This window comes from Streptomyces sp. NPDC003697 (assembly GCF_053587115.1).
On the sequence record NZ_JBSFNN010000023.1, the window covers coordinates 45,031 to 66,065 of the forward strand.

The 21,035-nt window shown below is 73.8% G+C and carries 17 protein-coding genes; 13 read left to right on the forward strand and 4 right to left on the reverse strand.

Translation table 11 applies throughout. The features are described 5' to 3' along the window. The first annotated feature begins 141 nt into the window (after nucleotides 1-141). Nucleotides 142-1,161, forward strand: a complete 1,020-nt coding sequence (locus tag ACWDNY_RS12510) for a 4-hydroxy-3-methylbut-2-enyl diphosphate reductase (RefSeq protein ID WP_451645702.1) — start codon at nucleotides 142-144, stop codon at nucleotides 1,159-1,161. Between the two features lie 75 nt (nucleotides 1,162-1,236). After that, complete coding sequence (gene ppgK, locus ACWDNY_RS12515) at nucleotides 1,237-1,983, forward strand: polyphosphate--glucose phosphotransferase (protein WP_451645703.1); 747 nt, start codon at nucleotides 1,237-1,239, stop codon at nucleotides 1,981-1,983. A 399-nt stretch (nucleotides 1,984-2,382) separates the two neighbouring features. Here ppgK and ACWDNY_RS12520 read toward each other — a convergent pair whose 3' ends face one another. Further along, on the reverse strand, nucleotides 2,383-2,742 hold the full coding sequence (locus tag ACWDNY_RS12520; RefSeq protein ID WP_451645704.1) for a DUF6542 domain-containing protein: 360 nt from the start codon (nucleotides 2,740-2,742) through the stop codon (nucleotides 2,383-2,385). Nucleotides 2,743-3,241: 499 nt separating this feature from the next. On the opposite strand from ACWDNY_RS12520, the gene ychF reads away from it, so the two are divergent. Further along, nucleotides 3,242-4,330, forward strand: a complete 1,089-nt coding sequence (gene ychF / locus ACWDNY_RS12525) for a redox-regulated ATPase YchF (protein WP_451645705.1) — start codon at nucleotides 3,242-3,244, stop codon at nucleotides 4,328-4,330. A 252-nt stretch (nucleotides 4,331-4,582) separates the two neighbouring features. Then, complete coding sequence (locus ACWDNY_RS12530; protein ID WP_451645706.1) at nucleotides 4,583-4,987, forward strand: pyridoxamine 5'-phosphate oxidase family protein; 405 nt, start codon at nucleotides 4,583-4,585, stop codon at nucleotides 4,985-4,987. Nucleotides 4,988-5,060: 73 nt separating this feature from the next. Here ACWDNY_RS12530 and ACWDNY_RS12535 read toward each other — a convergent pair whose 3' ends face one another. Next, on the reverse strand, nucleotides 5,061-5,999 hold the full coding sequence (locus ACWDNY_RS12535; protein WP_451645707.1) for an NADP-dependent oxidoreductase: 939 nt from the start codon (nucleotides 5,997-5,999) through the stop codon (nucleotides 5,061-5,063). A 116-nt stretch (nucleotides 6,000-6,115) separates the two neighbouring features. After that, entirely contained in the window at nucleotides 6,116-6,754 is a 639-nt protein-coding gene (locus ACWDNY_RS12540) for an HD domain-containing protein (protein WP_451645708.1), read from the reverse strand. Nucleotides 6,755-7,119: 365 nt separating this feature from the next. Between ACWDNY_RS12540 and ACWDNY_RS12545 the strand changes: the two genes are divergently transcribed. Together ACWDNY_RS12545 and ACWDNY_RS12550 are read left to right on the forward strand one after the other, a co-directional pair. Then, complete coding sequence (locus tag ACWDNY_RS12545; protein WP_451645709.1) at nucleotides 7,120-7,791, forward strand: DUF429 domain-containing protein; 672 nt, start codon at nucleotides 7,120-7,122, stop codon at nucleotides 7,789-7,791. Nucleotides 7,792-8,235: 444 nt separating this feature from the next. Further along, a complete protein-coding gene (locus ACWDNY_RS12550; protein ID WP_451645710.1) occupies nucleotides 8,236-9,066 on the forward strand; it encodes an SDR family NAD(P)-dependent oxidoreductase in 831 nt (276 codons plus the stop codon). A 276-nt stretch (nucleotides 9,067-9,342) separates the two neighbouring features. Here ACWDNY_RS12550 and ACWDNY_RS12555 read toward each other — a convergent pair whose 3' ends face one another. Beyond that, entirely contained in the window at nucleotides 9,343-10,449 is a 1,107-nt protein-coding gene (locus tag ACWDNY_RS12555) for a threonine synthase (protein ID WP_451645711.1), read from the reverse strand. A 396-nt stretch (nucleotides 10,450-10,845) separates the two neighbouring features. Between ACWDNY_RS12555 and ACWDNY_RS12560 the strand changes: the two genes are divergently transcribed. The 7 genes from ACWDNY_RS12560 (at nucleotide 10,846) to ACWDNY_RS12590 (ending at nucleotide 20,884) form a co-directional block, all read left to right on the forward strand. Continuing rightward, a complete protein-coding gene (locus ACWDNY_RS12560) occupies nucleotides 10,846-11,598 on the forward strand; it encodes a GntR family transcriptional regulator (protein WP_451645712.1) in 753 nt (250 codons plus the stop codon). Between the two features lie 530 nt (nucleotides 11,599-12,128). Next, complete coding sequence (locus ACWDNY_RS12565; protein ID WP_451645713.1) at nucleotides 12,129-12,323, forward strand: SPOR domain-containing protein; 195 nt, start codon at nucleotides 12,129-12,131, stop codon at nucleotides 12,321-12,323. Between the two features lie 49 nt (nucleotides 12,324-12,372). Beyond that, nucleotides 12,373-12,798, forward strand: coding sequence for a (deoxy)nucleoside triphosphate pyrophosphohydrolase (locus ACWDNY_RS12570; protein ID WP_451645714.1), 426 nt, complete (start codon nucleotides 12,373-12,375; stop codon nucleotides 12,796-12,798). A 389-nt stretch (nucleotides 12,799-13,187) separates the two neighbouring features. Further along, entirely contained in the window at nucleotides 13,188-13,616 is a 429-nt protein-coding gene (locus tag ACWDNY_RS12575) for an ATP-binding protein (RefSeq protein WP_451645738.1), read from the forward strand. A 253-nt stretch (nucleotides 13,617-13,869) separates the two neighbouring features. Beyond that, a complete protein-coding gene (locus ACWDNY_RS12580) occupies nucleotides 13,870-16,485 on the forward strand; it encodes a SpoIIE family protein phosphatase (protein ID WP_451645715.1) in 2,616 nt (871 codons plus the stop codon). Nucleotides 16,486-17,133: 648 nt separating this feature from the next. Beyond that, nucleotides 17,134-18,498, forward strand: a complete 1,365-nt coding sequence (locus tag ACWDNY_RS12585) for a hypothetical protein (protein ID WP_451645716.1) — start codon at nucleotides 17,134-17,136, stop codon at nucleotides 18,496-18,498. 253 nt (nucleotides 18,499-18,751) lie between these two features. After that, nucleotides 18,752-20,884 (forward strand): ABC transporter family substrate-binding protein, encoded by a 2,133-nt coding sequence (locus tag ACWDNY_RS12590; protein WP_451645717.1) that lies wholly within the window; start codon nucleotides 18,752-18,754, stop codon nucleotides 20,882-20,884. The last annotated feature ends 151 nt before the right edge of the window (nucleotides 20,885-21,035 follow it).

The following is a 21,035-nucleotide window of genomic DNA, read 5'->3' on the forward strand; positions in this document are numbered from 1 at the left end:
ACCGGGGCGGCGGCCCTCCCCGGGGCGATGCCGCCCCGGGCGGGCCGCCGTCCGCCGCTGCCGCGCTCCCCGGCCTCCCGCGCTCACCGTCCCCGGGTGCGGCGGACGGCACGTGATCCCGGCCGCGCACACCCCCTTACGATGGGTGCCATGACCGCTTCGCCTGGCCGCCGTGTCCTGCTCGCCGCCCCCCGTGGCTACTGCGCGGGTGTGGACCGCGCCGTGATCGCCGTCGAGAAGGCCCTGGAGCAGTACGGGGCCCCGATCTACGTCCGGCACGAGATCGTCCACAACAAGTACGTCGTGCAGACCCTGGAGAAGAAGGGCGCCGTCTTCGTCGAGCGGACGGAGGAGGTGCCGCCGGGCAGCATCGTCATGTTCTCGGCGCACGGCGTGGCCCCCGTCGTCCACGAGGAGGCCCAGCGCGGCCGGCTCGCCACCATCGACGCGACCTGCCCCCTGGTCACCAAGGTCCACAAGGAGGCGGTCCGCTTCGCCCATGAGGACTACGACATCCTCCTGATCGGGCACGAGGGGCACGAGGAGGTCATCGGCACCACCGGCGAGGCCCCCGAGCACATCCAGCTCGTCGACGGGCCCGAGGACGTCGCGGGCGTCGAGGTGCGCGACCCCTCCAAGGTCGTCTGGCTGTCGCAGACCACGCTCTCCGTCGACGAGACCATGGAGACCGTCGACGCGCTCAAGGAGAAGTTCCCGCAGCTGCTCTCGCCGCCGAGCGACGACATCTGCTACGCCACCCAGAACCGTCAGCTGGCCGTCAAGCAGATGGGCGCCCAGGCGGACCTGGTGATCGTGGTCGGCTCCCACAACTCCTCCAACTCCAAGCGGCTGGTGGAGGTCGCCAAGATCGCGGGCGCGCGGGCCGCGTACCTGGTGGACTTCGCCGACGAGATCGACGAGGCCTGGCTGGAGGGCGTCTCCACGGTGGGCGTGACGTCGGGCGCGTCGGTGCCGGAGGTCCTGGTCGAGCAGGTTCTCGAGTGGCTCGCGCAGCGCGGCTTCGAGGACGTGGAGATCGTGAAGGCGGCCGAGGAGTCCATCACCTTCTCCCTGCCCAAGGAACTCCGCCGGGACCTGCGCGAGGAGGCGGCGGCCCTGGTCGCGGAGCGCGGCGGAGCCGGTGCCCCGGCTCGGGACTGAGCACGGCCCGGGATTCTCGGCACCGATCGCCGGGGTCCTGGCGTGACCGTCCGTCGTACGTCGTAACGTGAAGCCATGCAGATCTTCGGCGTGGACATCGGCGGGTCCGGGATCAAGGGTGCCCCGGTGGACCTGGACAAGGGCGATCTGGCCCAGGAGCGTTTCAAGGTGCTCACCCCGCACCCGGCGACGCCTGACGGCGTGGCCGACGGTGTCAAGGAGGTCGTCGACCACTTCGGCTGGGACGGCCCGGTCGGACTGACGTTCCCGGGCGTGGTGACCGGCGGCGCCATCATCCGCACGGCGGCCAACGTCGACAAGAGCTGGATCGACACGGACGCGCGGGCGCTGTTCAGCGAGCGGCTGGGCGGCCTGCCGGTGACGGTGGTCAACGACGCGGACGCGGCGGGCGTCGCGGAGATGGAGTTCGGCGCCGGCCGGGGCCGCAGGGGGACGGTCATTCTGCTGACGTTCGGCACCGGCATCGGCAGCGCCGTGTTCGCCGACGGGGTCCTCGTCCCCAACACCGAGCTGGGCCACCTGGAGCTGGAGGGCCACGAGGCGGAGAAGCGGGCGGCCAGCAAGGCCAAGGAGGACGAGGACCTGAGCTGGGAGCAGTGGGCCCGCCGGGTGCAGAAGTACCTCGCCCACGTCGAGATGCTGTTCTCGCCGGAGCTGTTCATCATCGGCGGCGGCGTCAGCCGTAAGTCCCACAAGTTCCTGCCCCTCATCGAGGGCATCAGGGCGGAGATCGTCCCGGCGCAGCTGCAGAACAACGCGGGCATCGTCGGGGCGGCGATGCGGGCGGCGCAGGCGCAGTAGCGGAGGACAGCGGTCCGTCGTCCGGTGGCCGGACGACGGACCGGAGGAGCGGCTGCCCGGACCGGGCGGGGCAGCGGGCGGCCCGGACCACGGACCGGAGGAGCGGCAGCCCGAACCGACCGGGCGGGGCAGCGGGCGGCCGATGGCCCGGACGGCTCGCGCGGGGAGACGGACCCTGGCGGGCCGCCGGATGCTGCGGGGCCGTGCTCAAGCCGACGGAGGCACCCGTGCGGAGACGGCCGCCGGGTCCTCCGCGGCCGTGCTCCGGCGGCAGGGCCTACCCGGGTGGATCCGGGCCGCCGGGTTCGCGGGGGACCGTGCTCGGGCGGCCGGGCTGACCGGCGCGATGAGCAGGGCGCGGCCGGCCGGTCGGGCCGCTCGCGTCCAGAGGCCCGCTGATCACACCCGCGGACGCGGCGGCCCCACGGGCCGCCGGCGTGCGAGGCCGGCCGCGCGCACGTGCAGCACGCGCCGCACCAGAGTGATCACCCCGGCGATCAGCGTCCCCAGGTAGAGCCACCCCGCCTGCGTGGCGAGCCCGGTGATCAGCCCCATCAGCCTGCCGCCGAGGCCCTCGCCGCCGTCGGCCAGGGGCAGCAGCCCGACGGCGAACCCGATCGGCACCACGACGGGCGCGACCAGCAGGTCCCCGGCCCGCACCCAGACCGCGGTCAGTACGCACACCGGCAGGAACAGCACGCCGTACGCCGTCAGCGACCCGGCGAACAACAGCCGGTCCAGGCAGCCGAGGGCGAACATCGCGGCACCGCAGAACAGCCCGCCGCCCAGGCCGGTCAGCCGTGGATTGGGCAGCTCCCGTGCCCGCCGGAGCAGGGGTGGCAGCGGTAAGGCCGGAGCCGGCCTTCGCGCGGCGTGCGGACCGGGCGGACGGGGCGGACGGGCCACGGGCGCACGCCGGGACGCGGACCGCTCGGGCCCCGCTCCAGCCCCCGGCCCCGCCCCTCCCCGCTCCCACCGGGCGGCTGCTCCCGCCTGACCTGCCGGGCCCGCGCGGTCGCCTCCCGCCTGGGACGGCAGAGGCGGCCTGCCGCGTCGCGGTCCGTGCTGCTGGCGTCGCGTCCTGTCTTGCTCCACCTGACCAACCTAGGTCTGATGATGTGCCGATTAGCCCATCAGACACGCCGTCGGGCCCAGCTTGGCCGAGCTCGATCCGTCGCCGGGCCGGGCGCGCGCACGCCGTAGACTGGTGGATCGGCCCCCCGGCCCCTACTCCTCTCACGTACGGGAAGTCGCAAACGTGTCGCTCACGATCGGAATCGTCGGTCTGCCGAACGTCGGCAAGTCGACCCTGTTCAACGCCCTGACCAAGAACGACGTGCTCGCGGCCAACTACCCGTTCGCCACGATCGAGCCGAACGTCGGTGTCGTCGGCGTTCCGGACGGCCGCCTCGCCCAGCTCGCCTCGATCTTCAAGTCGGAGCGGATCGTGCCCGCGACCGTCGACTTCGTCGACATCGCCGGCATCGTGCGCGGCGCCAGCGAGGGTGAGGGCCTGGGCAACAAGTTCCTCGCCCACATCCGCGAGTCGGACGCCATCTGCCAGGTCATCCGCGCCTTCAAGGACGAGAACGTCGTCCACGTCGACGGCAAGGTCTCGCCGAAGAGCGACATCGAGACGATCAACACCGAGCTGATCCTCGCCGACCTCCAGACCATCGAGAAGGTCCTCCCTCGGCTGCAGAAGGAGTCGCGGATCAAGAAGGACGTCGCCCCGAAGGTGAAGGCCGTCGAGGAGGCCAAGGAGATCCTGGAGAAGGGCGACACGCTCTTCGCGCACGGCATCGTCCAGGGCAGCGAGCGCGCCGAGCCGCTGCACGACCTGCACCTGCTGACCACCAAGCCGTTCCTCTACGTCTTCAACGTCGACGAGGACGAGCTGGTCGACGAGGACTTCAAGAACGAGCAGCGCACCCTGGTCGCCCCCGCCGAGGCGATCTTCCTCAACGCCAAGCTGGAGGCGGACCTCGCCGAGCTGGACGAGGAGGAGGCCCTGGAGCTGCTGCAGTCCGTCGGCCAGGAGGAGCCGGGCCTGGCCACGCTCGCCCACGTCGGCTTCGACACCCTGGGCCTGCAGACCTACCTGACGGCCGGCCCCAAGGAGTCCCGCGCCTGGACGATCAAGAAGGGCGCGACGGCCCCCGAGGCCGCCGGTGTCATCCACACCGACTTCCAGAAGGGCTTCATCAAGGCCGAGGTCATCTCCTTCGAGGACCTCGTCGAGGCCGGCTCGGTCGCCGAGGCCCGCGCCAAGGGCAGGGCCCGCATGGAGGGCAAGGACTACGTGATGAAGGACGGCGACGTGGTGGAGTTCAGGTTCAACGTGTAGCGGCTGCCATGTCACCACGTCGCTGATCCAGCGAACGTGCAGGTCATAAAGGGGTCCGGCTCTTCGGTGCCGGACCCTTGGTCTTTCCCGGAGGATGCACTGGGCGAGCCACTGGCCACTCGGAGCGGCCAGGCTGTCGGACGCCCGGCACCGCCGACTGGGACGTCGTGTCCTCTGGTCCGCGAGACCTAAGTCGATGGTCCGACGCGCAGGCCCGATGTGGTTCATCACCCGTGCTGGTCGGATGGCGGAATGAGTGATCCTGTCAACGAGCCAGGCCCAGCCGTCCGTCTGCGTTTGGCCGAGGAAAGGAACGTCTGGCTGTGCACCGTGCGTCCGGACGGCTCTGCGCACGTCACGCCCGTCTGGTTCGTCTACCAAAGCTCTCGGTGGTGGATCGGTTCGGATCTCAGCTCCGTCAAGGTCAGAAACATCCGCAAGGAGCCCCGGGTGTCCCTGGCTTTGGAGGATGGCCGGTTCCCGGTGGTTGCCGAAGGAGACGCACTCCTGATGGGTGACGGGTTCCCCCGCGAGATCGTGGCCGCGTTCGAGCAGAAGTACGCGTGGGATGTGTCCGCTCCCACGCGCCCCGGAAGCAAGCGTGTGTTGCTGGAAGTGCGTGTGCGTCGGTGGCTGCTGGCGGGCACGGCCCAGTGACGGCGGACAGGAGTCCGCCGGTCCGATCCGCGCCGGTCCGCATCCCGCAGGATCGGGTTCGCGCAGGTGGGATTCACCTCGCCCCTTCACCCCCGTCCTCGGCGACGCGGATGATGGTGCGGCCGGGGACGCGCTGGTGCGGGGCGAACGCGGCGGGCGCCTCGGTCAGCGGACGGACGGCGCCGACCCGCACCCGAAGCCGGCCGTCCCGCAGCCGCTGGACGAGGTCGGCGAGACGCGCGCGGTCGGGTTCCACGACGAAGAAGAGCGCCCGCCCGTCGTCGGGGCGCACGGTGGGCGGGTGGGCGACGGTGACGAGCGTGCCGCCGGGGCGCACGAGCGCGGCCGAGCGGGCGAGGATGTCGCCGCCGATCACGTCGAACACGACGTGGGCCTGCCCGGCGTCCTCCCACGGGTCGTTCTCCAGGTCCAGGAACGCGTGCGCGCCCAGGTCGAGGACGGTCTCCCGGTCGGCGGCGCGGCCCGTGCCCACCACGCGGGCTCCGGCCGCGCGGGCGAGCTGGGCGGCGATCGAGCCGACCCCGCCGGCGGCGCCGTGGATCAGGACGGTCTGGCCGGTGGTGAGACCCGCGTGGTCGAAGAGGCCCTGCCAGGCGGTCAGTCCGGAGATCGGCAGTGCCGCTGCCACCGTGTGGGTGACGTCGGCGGGAAGCGGGGCGAGGTTGCGGGCCTTCACGGCGACGTACTCGGCGAGCGATCCGTCGCGGGTCCAGTCGGTCGGCCCGAAGACCCGCTGGCCGACGGTGAGGCCGGTCGTTCCGTAGCCGAGCTCCGTCACCACCCCCGACACCTCGTGGCCGGGCACGCTCGGGGTGCGGTCGCGGCCGGCACGGTCGGTCCAGGTCGCGGGCCAGTCGAGCTCTCCCCGGGTGAAGCCGGCGGCGTGGACCCGCACGATGACGTCGTTCTCGGCGGCGTGGGGACGGGGAAGGTCCTCCAGGGTCAGCCCCGTGACCCCGGCCTCGCGGTCCCGGACGGTGATGGCGCGCACGAGCTCTCCTTCGCTGGTGTGGTCGTGGTGAGGGAATGCGGGACGTGGCCCGGCGCCGCACGGCTGACGACGTGCACCGCGGGGAACACTTCGGCCCGGTGCCGGCCGCTGTCCGGTCACCGGGGCCAGGGAGCGTCGAGGACGCGCTCGACCATGGAGTCCCGGCGGAATCCGGGAACGAAGTGCTCCAGGACGTCCGCATTGATCGTCCCGTAGGTGGTGTCCGGGCGGTCTTTGAGGCCGTCGACGAATTGCTGCAGGAACTCTTTCTTGAAATCACCGCGCGGATGAGCGGCGACGATCTCGTCGATCTGGTCGCCCGCCAGTCCGTCCAGCCCCCAGCCGAGGGCGTCGGTCAGCACGCCGTAGTTCGTGGCGGCGGTCTCGGGACCCATCCGGCCGGGAATCGCCGGCGTCGTGTGCAGGGCGATCGCCGTCCAGACCACCTCGGCGGCGCTCTCGGAGAACCCCCGGTCGAGCAGGAACTTCCGCGCATGGTCGGCGCCGTCCAGCTCGAAACGCTGCTGTGTGTCCGAGAACGGGATCAGCAGGCCGGTGTCATGGAACATCGCCGAGATGTAGAGCAATTCGGGATCGGGCCGGAGGTCCAGCTCCCGCGCGTGGAGGGAACCGAAGAGGAATACCCGCCGTGAGTGGTGGAAGATCAGTGGATCCGTCCTCTCCCGGAGAAATTCCGTGGCCTCCGTGACGGCCGAGGTCCCGGGTATTTCCACCCCTGCGATGATGTCGGTCATGGTGTCCGTGCTTTCCGGTGCGATGTGTGACGAGTGGACCGTGGCTCCGCTCCCCACGGTGCCGACCGCGCCGTCCCCGGCGCCGCCCCGGTCCGGCCATGAACCACTCGAATCCGGTCACCTCAGGATGGGCCTGTGAGCTCCGGCACGCATCGGATGGCGATCCTCGTCCACGACGGGGGCGAACTGCTGGACGTCGCCGGCCCGACATCATGGATCCGCGGGCGGCGGCCGAAGTCCTGGGCGATGTGGACTGAGCCGGGACAGCGGGCAGTCAACGGCAGACTGCCGTCGGGCTGCCGGTCCCGGCAGCCCCGCCCCGGTCTCGGTCGGGTTCCTGCGGGTGAGGGGTGGAGCGGGTGGACGTGCTCGGAGTGGATGCCTGCGGCAAGCAGGGCTGGGTGGGCATCAGGCTCACGGACGGCTCGTACGCGGGCAGCCTGGTGGACCGGCGGCTCGGTGCGCTGATCGAGCGCGCCGTCGGCGTGCGGGTGATCGCGGTGGACATGCCGCTGGGCCTGGTCGAGCGTGGCTGGCGCGCCGCGGATCTCCGGGCCAGGGCGCTCCTCGGGGCGCGCCGCAGCAGCGTCTTCCTCGTGGCGCCCAGGCCGGCGTGGCAGGAGGCGGACTACGAGGCGGCCGGGGACCGGTGCCGGGAACTCACCGGCAGCCGCCTGAGCCGGCAGGCGTGGGCCCTGGCGCCGAAGCTCCTCGAAGCCCGGGAGTGCCGGGCCGTGGACGAGCGGATCCACGAGGTGCATCCCGAGCTGTCCTTCCAGGCCCTGGCGGGCGGGGTGCCGCCGGTGTACGCCAAGAAGACCTGGCGCGGGCAGAACCTGCGCCGCTCCCTGTTGTCGCGGGCGGGGCTGGTGCTCCCGGACGAGCTCGGCGAGGCCGACCGGGTGCCCGCGGACGACGTGCTCGACGCCGCCGCGGCGGCCTGGTCGGCCCACCGGATCGCGCTCGGTACCGCCGCCCGAGTGCCCGAGACGCCGGAACGGGACGCGGAGGGACGCGTGGTGGAGATCCGCTACTGAGCGGGTTTCGCCGCCTGTGCGGTCTCCGGCCGTTCCGCCGGCTTTCCACGGCCGCCGTGGGAGAGGGGCCGCCCGGCCGGTCAGGTCATGGGCCTCGCCGCGACGAGGGCCGCGCCTTCGGGGCCGTCCTTCGTCGCGTCGGCCGGGGCCGATCCACGGCGTGTCGCCGGGACGCGGCCCCGGCAGGCGCCCCGGGTCCGCTCGCCGAGCGCCCGGGTCCGCTCCGGGCACCCGGGCCCGCTCGCCGAGCGCCGGCCGCGAGGCGTACACCCGCTCGGCCGCACGCGTGAGACGCGGCTCATCGGCGGCCCAGGTCGAATCGGCGCAGCTCCCGGGCCTGGACGGTCCTCGTCATGGCCGTGCGTCGTCACCGGGGGTCCGGGACGCGCCACCGGTTCCGGCGCGAGTCTGGAGGCGTAGCCGGCGACGACGCGAGGAGTGGTCATGGACAGGGTGTGGCTGGTGACCGGCGCGAGCAGCGGCTTCGGCCGGGCGATCAGCGAGGCGGCGCTGGCCGCCGGTGACGTCGTGGTGGGCGCGGCCCGGCGGACCGAGGCGCTGGAGGACCTGGTGGCCGCCCGGCCCGGCCGGATGGAGGCGCTGCGCCTGGACGTCACCGACACGGCGGCGGCCGAGACGGCGGTACGGGATGTGGTGGCCCGGCACGGGCGGATCGACGTCCTGGTCAACAACGCGGGGCGGGCGCACGTCGGCGCCGTCGAGGAGACGACCGACCAGGAGCTGCGCGGCCTGTTCGACGTCCATGTCCTCGGGCCCGCCGCGCTCGTCCGCGCGGTGCTGCCGCACCTGCGCGAGCGGCGCTCGGGCGCGATCGTGCAGATGAGCAGCATGGGCGGACAGCTGTCCTTCGCGGGCTTCGGGGGGTACAGCGCGGCGAAGTTCGCCCTGGAGGGCCTGTCCGAGGCGCTCGCCGACGAGGTCGCCGAGTACGGCGTCAGAGTGCTGATCGTCGAACCGGGCGCGTTCCGGACCTCGGTGTTCGCGGCGGGCCGGGCCGGTGCCAGCGCGGACAGCGGTCTGTACGAGAAGGTGACCCGGAGCCGCGCATGGGTCTCCGGGGGCGACGGCACCCAGCCCGGCGACCCCGCGAAGGCGGCGGCGCTCATCCTCGCCGCCCTCGACGCGGAGGACGCCCCGCTGCGGCTGCCCCTGGGCGACGACGCGGTCACGGCCGTGCTCGACCACCTGGACGGCGTCCGCGGCGATGTCGCCGCCTGGGAGAAGCGCACCCGCGCCACCGCCTTCGACGGCTGACCGGCACGGACTTCCGACGCTGCCTGGCGTAGAACGCAGAGGTGGCGCCCGCAGTGCGCCGCACGCTCCGGGCCGCGGGCGTCGGCGACGGGCCGGGCGCCGACGGGCGGCCAGGCGCGGGTGAGGAGCCGGGGTCCGGGTGGGACCGGCGGCGGTGCGGCGCCAGGCGCCGGCGAGGGCCCGGGCGTCGGGGTGGGACCGGTGGCGGCGAGGGGGCGGGTGCCGACGGGGCCGGGTGCCGGCGAAGGACCGGGTGCCGGGGTGGGGGCCCGGTGGCTACGGTCGGGCCAGGCCCGACTTCAGCCCCGCCCCGCACAGCGGCACCGCCGCCGACTTCTCGCCGAGCGCTCCCTCCCGCACCGCCGCCCAGCAGACCACGGCCGTCGTCTCCACGTACAGCCCACGGGACGCCAGGTCCATCTGGGCGTGCCGGATCTGATCGTCCGTCACGGTCAGGAAGGTGCCCCCCGACTCCCGCACCGCGCGCAGGATCTGGCGGGCGCGGGGCGGGCGGGGAATGGCGATGCCCTCGGCGTAGGTGGGGGCCATGGGCGTCACTCCGGTCAGCTCCTCCGCGCCCTCCGCCCAGGCCCGGGCCAGCGGGGCCACCGCCGCCGACTGCACCGCCCACAGCGCCGGGCGGCGGTCCAGGAGCCCGGCCGCGTACAGCTCGGAGACGGCCAGGGCCGCGCCCAGCAGCAGTGTGCCGTTGCCCACCGGAAGGACGAGGACGTCGGGCAGGCGGCCGCCGAGGTCCTCCCACAGCTCGTGCACGTAGGTCTTGGTGCCGTGCAGGAAGTACGGGTTGTACACGTGGGAGGCGTAGAAGACGCCCGGCTCGTCGGCCGCCGCGCGGGCGGCCGCGGCCGCGGCCTCCCGGTCGCCGTCCACCACGTTCAGCCGGGCCCCGTGCGCCTCGATCTGCTCCAGCTTCTTGGCGGACGTGCCCTGCGGCACGTACACCGTGCAGGGCAGCCGCGCCCGGGCGCAGTACGCGGCGACCGCCGTGCCCGCGTTGCCGCTGCTGTCCGCGACCACCAGGCGCGGCCCGAGGCGCAGCGCCAGCCCGGCCAGCAGCACCGCGCCCCGGTCCTTGAACGACAGGGTCGGCATCAGGTAGTCGAGTTTCCCCGACACCTTTTCCGTCAGCCCGACCAGCGGCGTCCGGCCCTCGCCGAGGGAGATCGAGGGCGTCGACATCGGCAGCGTCTCGGCGTAGCGCCACATCGAGTTCACCCGCCCGGTCAGGGACTTCAGGGGGGCGGGGGTGGGGGCGAAGTCGAGATCGAGGGGGCCGTGGCAGGACGGGCAGCACCAGGCGAGGGAGTCGCTGGGGATGCGCACGCCGTCGGTGGGGCAGTAGCGGTCCGGCAAAGGTGTCATGTGCGCAGATTAGAGCCCGCGTTGGGGCGACTTCGCCGGACACGGCCGAGCGTGGCCGTCCAGCGGCGGACGTGCGCGGTCGCGCCGCCCCGCTCCCGGGGTCCCGTCGTGCCGCGGTTGCCGGGGGCGCGCCCGCCGGTTCGTCACCGCTCGCAAGGCTCTGGGCCGCGCCGTGGCCGCGCCGCGGCCGCGCCGGCGACCGGCGGGCGGACGGCGGCCGCGGGTGACGGCGCCGAGGTGGAGGTGTGACGGCGGCTGAGGTGGGGAGAAAGGGCCTGCGTAATGCCTTCGGGCGGCCGTTGTCATCACATCGGGTGATTCTCTGGCCTTCACTTGCGTGGCACAACCCACGGTTGCCAGTCTGTTGCTGTCTGTACAACCTGATGGGAGCGGCCAGTGACTTTCGGTGAGCAGCCGGCGTATCTGCGTGTCGCGGGTGATCTCCGCAAGAAGATCGTCGACGGCTTGCTGCCACCGCACACCCGCCTGCCGTCCCAGGCCAGGATCCGCGAGGAGTACGGCGTCTCGGACACGGTCGCGCTGGAAGCGCGCAAGGTGCTGATGGCCGAGGGACTCGTCGAGGGGCGCTCCGGCTCGGGGACGTACGTGCGGGAGAGGCCCGTGCCCCGCCGGATCGCCCGCTCCGGCTACCGGCCCACCGGCGGTGCCACGCCCTTCCGCCAGGAGCAGGCCGACATCGAGGCGCGCGGCACCTGGGAGTCCGGCAGCGAGCAGACCGAGGCGGGCGGCGCCATCGCCGAGCGGCTCGGCATCAATCCCGGCGACCGGGTGATGCGCACCAGGTACCTGTTCCGTGAGGGCGGTGAGGTGATGATGCTGTCCACGTCCTGGGAGCCGCTCGCCGTCACCGGCCGCACGCCGGTCATGCTCCCGGAGGAGGGCCCGCTCGGCGGCATGGGCGTCGTCGAGCGGATGCGGGCCATCGACGTCATCGTCGACAACGTCACCGAGGAGGTCGGCGCCCGCCCCGGACTGGCGGAGGAACTGCTCACGCTCGGGGGCGTCCCCGGCCATGTGGTGCTCGTCGTCCAGCGCACGTTCTACGCCTCCGGCCGTCCCGTCGAGACAGCGGACGTGGTGATCCCGGCCGACCGCTACCGGGTCGCGTACCACTTGCCGGTGCGGTGACCGGAGGAGGGCCGCCGGTGCCCGTGCCGTGACCGGGTGCCCGGCTGCCTTCGCCGGTGCGGTGACCGGCCGGTGACGGCCCCGCCGCCGGGTGCCGGGTGCCGGGCCGTTACCGGTGTTGCAGCGCGCGGGGGCGGAGGGCCGCTGCCGTGAGCCGGCGCGAGGGGGTTCCAGCGCTTCGCCCCGCGCGTGATCCGACGGAACGGGTGGCACCGCGGCCGGGGTGGTGCGCGCCCTCGGCGGCGGCACGGACCACCCAGCCGTGCACAACGGCCCCAACGGGCGCAGGAATCCGGCCGTTCTCGCAGGTCGCCCCCGCGTCCGCCGCGGGCCCCTGACCCCAAGCCCCGTCGCGCGGCAGGGCGCATTCGTCGCCGTGCGCCCCCTGCGTACTGGCCGGTTGCCTACCTCTTTGTACAAAGCCGTATTCGCTCAGTGAAGGTAAGGCGTAGGGTCGGGCATATGCGGACTGCGGTTTCCTTATCGGGCGGGGCACGGCGGGAGCCGGGATCGGGCAGTGGAGGGGTGCGATGAACGACAGCACGATCACTCTCCCCTGGCTCGTCATACGGCAGGACGACAACGGCAATCGCTACCGCGTGGGCCAGTACGCCACCCGCGCCGAGGCGCAGAAGATCGCGGACAGCCTCGGCAGCCGCGGTCACCAGCAGCTGTACTGGGTCGAGCGCGTCGAGCAGCAGGGCGCGGTGGGCGCCGGCGAGTGACCCCCTGCCTCCGCCGGACGCACGGCCTGGCTCCCGTAGGCTCCGGCGTATGACCGAACGCGTCGTGGTGGTGGGTGCCGCCCTGTTCGACGGCGGCCGCCTCCTCGCCGCGCGGCGCAGCGCGCCCGCGGAGCTGGCCGGGCGCTGGGAGCTGCCCGGCGGCAAACTGGAGCCCGGTGAGCGGCCCGAAGCCGCCCTGGTGCGCGAGCTGCGGGAGGAACTGGGCGTCGACGCGGAGACCGTCGACCGGGTTCCGGGCAGCTGGCCGCTGAGGCACCCTTACGAACTCCAGGTGTGGACCGCGCGCCTGCGCCCCGGCTCCGCCGGACCCGCACCCCTCCAGGACCATGACGCGCTGCGCTGGCTGGGACCCGAGGAGATCTGGGACGTCCCGTGGCTCGACGCGGACGTTCCCGCGGTACGGAAGACACTCGCGCACCTCGCGACCGGCGCGCGGGAGGGCGGCGGCGTCTGAGCCGGCGGGCACGCCGGAGGTCGGCCGTCTCCTGCCGCGTCCCCCGCACTCCTTCCCGTTCCCCGCACTCCTCCGAAAGCCCCGTGCTCCCCCCGGATGCCTCGTGCCGCCCTCCGGATGTCTCGTGCCCCTTCGAGCGGTCCGGGCGCCCTCGTGCGCCCGGAATGCTTCCGACCGCTTCGGCCGCCGTCGGCATCCGGAACGCACCGGCACCCCGGCATTCCGCCGCCCCGGCGACGCCCAACGCCCAACGCCCCACAGGCTTCGCGCGACCTGAGCGTCCCGCACGTCCGCGACTCCCTCTGGGCCGTTCGCGGCGGGCTCCCGTCACGGACGGTACTGCCGCCCTGATACCGGGTATGGGCCCATTGAGCCACGAAACGGACACGATGGGCTTGCCGGCCTGGGAAGTGATCGGCGTGATCGACACCGTAGGCGACTGCGCCGAGTGGACTTTCACCGAGGACCCGGGTGCCGTGCGCACCGCCCGCGCGGTGGTCCGCGACCAGTTGCGGTCCTGGGGTCTGGACAGCCTCGGCGACACCGCCGCCCTGCTGGTGAGCGAGCTGGTCACCAACGCCCTGCGGTACGCCACCGGTCCCATCGGGGTGCGCCTGCTGCGTCCCGCCGGAGTGCCGGCGGTCCTGCTGGTCGAGGTCTCCGACGCGCAGCCCGAGCCGCCCCACGAACGTCCCGCGGGCGCCGACGACGAGAGGGGCCGCGGCCTGCAACTGCTCGCGTCGGCCTCCCGCCGCTGGGGTGCGCGCCCCGACGGAGCTGGCAAGACGGTCTGGTTCGAGCTGGCGGTGCCGGACTGAGCGGGCTGTACAGGCGCGACGGCCGTGTCGAGCCCCGGGGGCGGGGCCGGGCGACCGATGCCCGCGGACGGGGTTGGACCGGGTCCTGCCTGGTTAGAAGACAGATTGTGTTGTCGCAGGCCCGGACCGAAAACCGTCGGGACGACCCTGTGATCGTGAACACCGTGTTGCGCGGCGCCGTAGTGCTGGATACTGCGGGCAGCCGCCCCCGGTGACCGGTGCCGGACGCGGTGAGCTGGAGGGGACGGTTCGCGTGAGCGAGATACCAGCGAAGGCCACGGAGTCCGAGGACCCGTCGGACGGCGCGAGGGCTGGGGCCGCAGGTGGTTCTCCCGCTGGGGGGGAGTCGCCCGCGGGCGCCATGTGGCAGAGCAGTCCGCCCGGCTCCATGTACGACTACATCAAGGTCGCCTCCTTCTCCATCGGCCCGGACGGGCATGTCGACCAGTGGAGCGTCCGCGCCGAGCAGCTCTTCGGCATTCCCGCCGCGCAGGCGGTCGGCATGGACCCCATCGAGGCCTTCGTCGACCCCGACCTGCGCGAACAGGGCCAGCGCAAGATGGCCGAGATCCTCGACGGGCGCGAGTGGACCGGCGTGGTCCCCTTCCGCATCCCGGACGGCGAGGACGGCGGGGGGCACGGCGAGGAGGGGCTCGCCGAGGTCTACGTCATGCCGACGCGGACCGTCGAGGGTGAGAAGGCCGCCGTCTGCATCGTCGTCGACGTCCGCATCCTGCGCCGTATCGAGACCGACCTCGCCGCCTCGCAGGCGATATTCGGCCAATCTCCCTTCGGTTTCCTGCTCATCGACGCCGACCTGCGGGTCCGCCGCGCCAACCAGCGGTTCGCCTCCATCTTCGGCGGCACCGTGGACGACCACCGGGGCAAGGGGGTTCACGACTACCTCCCGCGCGGGGAGGCCGAGCGGGTCGCCGCCACCCTGCGCCGGGTGCTGGACACCGGCGAGTCCATCACCGACATGCACGTCACCGGCTACGTGCCCGACTCGGACGAGCGCCGCCACTGGTCGGTCAACCTCTACCGGGTCCACAGCGGCAGCGGCCGCCCCATCGGCATCGCCTGGCTCGGAGTCGACATCACCGCCCGCCGCGCCGCCGCCCGCGAGGCGGCCGCCGCGCGGCGCAATCTCGCCATGCTCAACGAGGCCGGGGCCCGCATCGGCAACTCCCTCGACCTGGAGACCACCGCCCGCGAACTCCTCGACGTCGTCGTCCCCGGCTTCTGCGACCTCGCCACCGTCGACCTGTACCAGGGCCTGCTGGCCGGTGACGAGACCCCGCCCGGCCTCGCCGACGGCAGCGCCGAACTGCGCCGGGTCGCCTTCGCCAGCGCCGTCTCCGACGCGCCCTTCACCGGCTCCGGCGCGCCCGTCCCCGTCGGCGCCGTGCACCACTTCCCCTTCAACTCGCCGTGCGCCGACGCCCTGCGCACCGCCCGCCCGCAGACCGTCCCCGGCGAGGACGGCGGCCTGGTGCACTCCACGCTGGCCGTCCCGATGGTCGCCCACGACACCGTCGTGGGCCTCGCGCAGTTCTCCCGGACCAAGGGCAGCGAGCCGTTCGGCGAGCGCGACCGGGACCTGGCCGTCGAACTCGCCGCACGCGCCGCCGTCTGCATCGACAACGCCCGCCTGTACCGGCGCGAGCACGAGCGGGCGCTGATCCTGCAGCGGTCCCTCCTGCCGCCCGGCGACCCGGAGGCCTCCGGCCTCGACATCGCCTGCCGCTACCTGCCGGGCACCGCGAGCACCGGCCGGCCGAGCGAGGTCGGCGGCGACTGGTTCGACGTCATCGAACTGCCCGGCCACCGCACCGCGCTGGTCGTCGGCGACGTCATGGGCCGCGGCCTGCGCGCCGCCGTGGCCATGGGCGAACTACGCACCGCCGTACGGACCCTGGCCCTCCTCGACCTCGAACCGGCCGAGGTGCTCTCCCAGTTGGACGAGATCGCCCGCGGCCTCGGTGCGCCGGGCGGCGTCCAGCAGGCGACGCGGGCCGCCCGCCGCCCCCGTGAGGCCGACCTGTCCGAGGTGTATCTGGCGACCTGCATCTACGCGGTCTACGACTCGGTGACGCGCCGCTGCACCTTCGCCAACGCGGGACACCTGCCGCCCGTCCTCGTGGAGCCGGGCGAGGACGCCCTCATGCTGGACGTGCCGCCGGGCATGCCGCTCGGCGTCGGCGGCGAGCCGTTCGAGGAGGTGGAGGTCGAACTGCCCGAAGGAGCCCTGCTCGCGCTCTACACGGACGGACTGGTCGAGTCGCGTGACCACCCGCTGGACGAGGGGCTGCAGGCGTTCGTCGGTGCCCTCACCGACCCGGCCCGCCCCCTGGAGGACGTGTGCGACCAGGTCCTGCACACCCTCGACTCCCACCACGGCGAGGACGACATCGCGCTGCTGATGGCCCGCGTCCAGGGCCTGCCCGCCGACTCCGTGGGCGACTGGACGCTGCCGCGCGAGCCGCGCAGCGTCGGCCGCGCCCGCGAGTTCGCCCGCGCCCGGCTGATCGGCTGGGACCTGGAGCCGCTGGTCGACACGACGGAACTCCTCGTCAGCGAACTGGTGACCAACGCGCTGCGGTACGGCGAGGGCGACATCAGACTCCGGCTGCTGCTCGACCGCACGCTGGTGTGCGAGGTCTGGGACTCCGGGCTCGTCCAGCCGCGCCGCCGCCGCGCCCGCGACACCGACGAGGGCGGCAGGGGACTCCAGCTCGTCGGGCTGCTGAGCGCCGCCTGGGGTTCCCGGCGGACCCCGCGCGGCAAGACGGTCTGGTTCGAACTCCCGCTGCCGGGCGGTGAGAACGGGCTCGCGGATCCGGCCGAGGCGCTGCTGAGCCTGTTCTGACGGCGGCCGTGCGGCTCCGCTCCGCGGGGGGTGCCGTCGCGGGCCTCCCGCATCGGCGGCCGTGCGCTGTCCGCCTGGGGGCTGTCCGTTCTCCGCCTCGGCGGTCGTGCGCTGTCCGCCACGGTCCTGGTCCGATCCCGCCTCGGCCCGTCGTGCCGGTCCGACGCACCGTGGGGCGGGCGGAGCGGGACGTGCTCCGCCGGACGCGTCCTCAGAACGGCCCCTACCGGGCCTCCGGGCGGCCGGGAGTCGTCCGCGTCCTGGCCCGCCGGGCGCGGCGTACGCGGGCGCATCCGGCGTACAGGCCCGCCACGCCGGCGGCTGCGAGAGGCGGCAGCAGGTCGACGGCGGAGGTCCCGTCGTGCTCCCGCGCGGCCGCGCCGTCGACCGGGCCGGGCCCGGGTGGCGCAACCGCCGCCCCATGAGTGATCGTCATCCCCGTCAGTACCCACCACAGGGCCACGGCCGCGCAACCCGGCACGCCGCGTGCCGTCCGAGCCCCCACGCGCGGTGCCGTACGCCGCTGCCGGGCCGCCCGGCCCCCGGAAGACGTCACACCCGGGAGCGTAGGACCGCCTTCACGGCCCCGCGACCGGGCCGCGTCCGTGGTGGGGCGGACGGGACACGGCGAAGCGGGAGGGCACGGGGATGGACGACGGCGCGGGCACGGGGACGAACGCGAAGCCGGAGACGCCGACGGAACCGGGGAGCGAGTGCTCCGTACGCGGGAAGCTCGGCACGGACAACGGGGCAGGGGCGCCGGGAGAACCCGGCACCGGCACCCGAGCCGCCCCGGACGGCGGAGCCGAAGCGGAGGCCCCCGCCGCCCCGGCCGGCTCCGATCCCGATTCCGATCCCGGCAGCGACTCCGACTCCGACGTCGGCTCTGATCCCGGCAGCGACTCCGACTCCGACGTCGGCTCTGATCCCGGCAGCGACCCCGACTCCGACCCCGACTCCGACCCCGGCTCCGATCCCGGCATCAGCACCGGCCCCGGGGAGCCCCGTCTCCGCCGGCTCCGGCGCGGCGTCCTCATCGTCCTGCTGGTCGTGCTGCTCCCGCTGCTCGCCGCCGAGACCGCGCTGCGCGTCAACTACGCGGGCGACCCGGCCCGCGGGGCGCACACCCGAGGCCGTGACGCGATCTGGCTGGGCCACGCCTGGGTGGACGGGCGGAAGAAGGACGCCGATGTCGTGGCGCTGGCCGAACGGCTGCGCGGCACCGGTGTCCGCGACCTCTACGTGCACGCCGGCCCGCTCGAACACGACGGCACACTGCCGGCGTCGGCGTACGCGAACGCCCGCTGGCTCGTACCGGCCGTGCACCGGGCGCTGCCCGGTGTCCGTGTGCAGGCCTGGCTCGGCGACGTGCTGGCGACCGAGAGCCCTGAGGGCCTGCGCCTGGAGCGGGCGGCGACCCGCGCGGCCGTGGTCCGCTCCACCCGCGCGGTCCTGGCCGCCGGATTCGACGGTGCCCACTTCGACCTGGAGCCGCTGCACTCGGGCGACCGCGACTACCTCTCGCTCCTCGACGACCTCCACCGGGTCACCCGGGCCCGTGGCGTCCCGCTGTCCGTCGCGGCGCACCAGATCGACCCGCTCCCGGGCCTCCACTCCATCTGGGGCACGCTCACCGACCACCCGAAGTGGTGGTCCCAGGCGTACTTCGCCGAGGTCGCCCGCCGCGTCGACCAGATCGCGGTCATGTCCTACGACACCATGCAGCCGCTGCCCAGCCTGTACGGCGGGTACGTCGCCCAGCAGACCTCGCTCGCCCTGGAGGTCACCCCGCCGACGACCGACCTGCTGATGGGGCTGCCCTTCTTCCACGACAACCGCTTCGGCCACCGCGAGGCCGCCGAGACCGTCCCGGCGGCCGTGCGCGGCGTCCGCCTCGGACTGTCCCGCACGGACGCGGACCGCCAGCGCTTCGGCGTCGCCCTGTACGTGGACTTCGCCGCCACGCAGGAGGACTGGACCGCGTACCGGAAGGGCTGGACCCCCTCGTCCTGACACCCGCCCGCGCACCCCTGCCCTGACCGGTGGCAGCGGCACCCCACCGGACCGACGCGGTGGCGGCGACGCCCACGGATCGCCCGCCTGCGGACAGGTGTGCGCGCATTGCGCCGCACGGGTGGGCTTCGGGCTCCCCACGTCGTGTCGCCGCCCGCTGCCGAACCCTTTCCTCTTCAGTGGCCGCATAGATCTGATCAGCTCCATATACCGCCGAACGTGACCGGAACCCGCGCTCCCGGAGGTACCACAGATGACCCACGACGGCGCCGGACTGCGGGCGGTCATGCGCTCGGTCGCCTTCCTCACCGCGGGGGCGCTCGCCGTGCCCTCCCTCGCCGGCTGCGGATCCGACGACGAGGAGAGCAAGCCGCTGGCCGCGCAGGACATCGGGCCCGCCGCACGCGGCCGGATCGCCGACGGCGGCACCCTGCGCTGGGCGGTGGACTCCGTCCCGGAGACGCTGAACACGTTCCAGGCGGACGCCGACGCGGGCACCACACGTGTCGCCCAGGCCGTGCTGCCGGCGATGTTCCGGCTCGACGCGGCCGGACGACCGCAGCTCGACACCGACTACCTGGACTCGGCGAAGGTCGTCGACACCGAGCCCAAGCAGGTCGTGGTCTACCGGCTCAACCAGCAGGCCGTCTGGAGCGACGGCCGCGACGTCGGCGCGGCCGACTTCGTCGCGCAGTGGCGCGCCCTGTCCGGCAAGGACACCGCGTACTGGACCGCCCGCAACGCCGGTTACGAGCGCATCGAGAAGATCGAGCGCGGCGCCGGCGACCAGGAGGTCAAGGTCACCTTCGGGCGGCCCTACGCCGACTGGAGGTCGCTGTTCTCGCCGCTGTACCCGAAGGACGTCATGGGCACCCCGGACGCCTTCAACGACGGGGCGCGCAAGAAGCTGACCGTCACCGCCGGCCCGTTCGCCGTGCGGAAGGTCGACACCGCCGCGAAGGACGTCGTCCTCACCCGCAACCCGCGGTGGTGGGGCCGCCCGGCCAAGCTGTCGCAACTGGTGCTCCACGCCGTGCCGCGCGGCAAGCGGGCGAACGCGCTCGCCGACGGCACGGTGGACGTCGCCGACGTCGAGCCCGCCGAGGCCGAGCGCATCACGGCGGCGTCCGGAGCCCAGGGCAGCGCCCCCCTCCGCGGGTCCGGCGGGCGTACCGCCGCCAGGGCGCTGCGGTCGTGGGCCGTGCTGCACGGCTCCGACCGGAAGTCCGCGAGGACGGAGCGCGCCGGTCTCACCGCGTACCTGCGCCGGCTGCAGGCGCTGCGCGGCATCGAGGTGCGCAAGTCCCTGGAACCGGCCTACACCCAGCTCGCCCTCAACGGCGCCAACGGGCCCCTCGCCGACGAGCGGGTGCGCCGCGCGGTGGCCCGCGCCCTGAACCGCCAGGAGCTCGCCGAGACGGTCCTCAAGCCGCTCGGCCTGCCCGCGGTCCCGGTCGGCAGCCACCTCGCCCTGTCCGGCCAGGCCGCGTACGCCGACAGCAGCGACACGCTCGGCGGGCAGGACGCCGCCCAGGCGAAGGCGCTGCTCGCGGACGCCGGCTGGAAGCCCGGCCCGGTCGAGAAGCCGAAGAAGGGGGAGAAGGCGGCGGGCGCGGAGGCCCACACCTCGCCGGGTGCGACGCCGGGCGGCGACGACGGCACGTACGTCGTCGGGGAGGACGACCGGACGGGTACCCCGACGGCGAGCGCCACGACGACGGGCAGCGCGCGGCCGGACGACCAAAAGTCCGACGACCGCAAGGACCACGACGCGCACATGAAGCAGGGCGGGGCGCCCGGGGCGTACGCCCCCAAGGGCACCGCCGCGCCGGCGGGCACGGGGACCAAGCCGCTGGCCAAGGACGGCAAGCCGCTGACGCTGCGCTTCGTCCTCCCCTCCGGGCCCGGCTCGGAGACCCTGCACAAGGTCGCCGGGCGCATCACCGCGATGCTGGACAAGGTGGGGATCGGCACCGAGACGTCCAAGGTCGCCGACGCCGGCTACTTCAAGGACCACATCGCCTCCGGGCAGTACGACCTGGCGCTGTACTCCTGGCCCTCGTCCGCCTTCCCGGCGACCGACGCGCGCCCCATCTACGCCAAGCCCGTGCCCGGCGCCGACGGCTCCCTGAACGTCCAGCAGAACTACACGCGCGTCGGCACCGACCAGGTCGACCAGCTCTTCGACCAGGCGCTGACCACGCTGGACGAGGAGGAGGAGCGCGATCTGGTCCGCAGGGCCGACGCCCGCATCTGGGCGGTGGCCGGCTCGATCCCCCTCTACCAGCGCCCCCAGCTGACGGCCGTGCGCGGCAACCTGGCCAACGTGGGCGCCTTCGGCTTCCAGACACCGGTCTACGAGGACATGGGCTTCCTGAAGAAGTAGCCCCCGCCGGGAAGCAGCCCCGCCCGGCAGCAGCCCCGCCGGGAATCAGTCCCGCCGGGGAGCAGCGCTGCCCGGCCGCGGGGTGCGCCGTGCGTCCTCGCCCGCCGTCCCGCGGCCGGACGGCCCGGGGGTGCCCGGGCGGCGAGGCCGA

Excerpts from the sequence above, each read along its gene's own strand:
- ACWDNY_RS12540 (WP_451645708.1), bottom strand. The coding sequence starts at position 6,754 with ATGACCGACATCATCGCAGGGGTGGAAATACCCGGGACCTCGGCCGTC.
- ACWDNY_RS12520 (WP_451645704.1), bottom strand. The coding sequence starts at position 2,742 with ATGTTCGCCCTCGGCTGCCTGGACCGGCTGTTGTTCGCCGGGTCGCTG.
- ACWDNY_RS12565 (WP_451645713.1), top strand. The coding sequence starts at position 12,129 with ATGAACGACAGCACGATCACTCTCCCCTGGCTCGTCATACGGCAGGAC.
- ACWDNY_RS12590 (WP_451645717.1), top strand. The coding sequence starts at position 18,752 with ATGACCCACGACGGCGCCGGACTGCGGGCGGTCATGCGCTCGGTCGCC.
- ppgK (WP_451645703.1), top strand. The coding sequence starts at position 1,237 with ATGCAGATCTTCGGCGTGGACATCGGCGGGTCCGGGATCAAGGGTGCC.
- ACWDNY_RS12510 (WP_451645702.1), top strand. The coding sequence starts at position 142 with ATGGGTGCCATGACCGCTTCGCCTGGCCGCCGTGTCCTGCTCGCCGCC.
- ACWDNY_RS12585 (WP_451645716.1), top strand. The coding sequence starts at position 17,134 with ATGGACGACGGCGCGGGCACGGGGACGAACGCGAAGCCGGAGACGCCG.
- ACWDNY_RS12530 (WP_451645706.1), top strand. The coding sequence starts at position 4,583 with ATGAGTGATCCTGTCAACGAGCCAGGCCCAGCCGTCCGTCTGCGTTTG.
- ACWDNY_RS12570 (WP_451645714.1), top strand. The coding sequence starts at position 12,373 with ATGACCGAACGCGTCGTGGTGGTGGGTGCCGCCCTGTTCGACGGCGGC.
- ACWDNY_RS12550 (WP_451645710.1), top strand. The coding sequence starts at position 8,236 with ATGGACAGGGTGTGGCTGGTGACCGGCGCGAGCAGCGGCTTCGGCCGG.
- ACWDNY_RS12555 (WP_451645711.1), bottom strand. The coding sequence starts at position 10,449 with ATGACACCTTTGCCGGACCGCTACTGCCCCACCGACGGCGTGCGCATC.
- ACWDNY_RS12575 (WP_451645738.1), top strand. The coding sequence starts at position 13,188 with ATGGGCTTGCCGGCCTGGGAAGTGATCGGCGTGATCGACACCGTAGGC.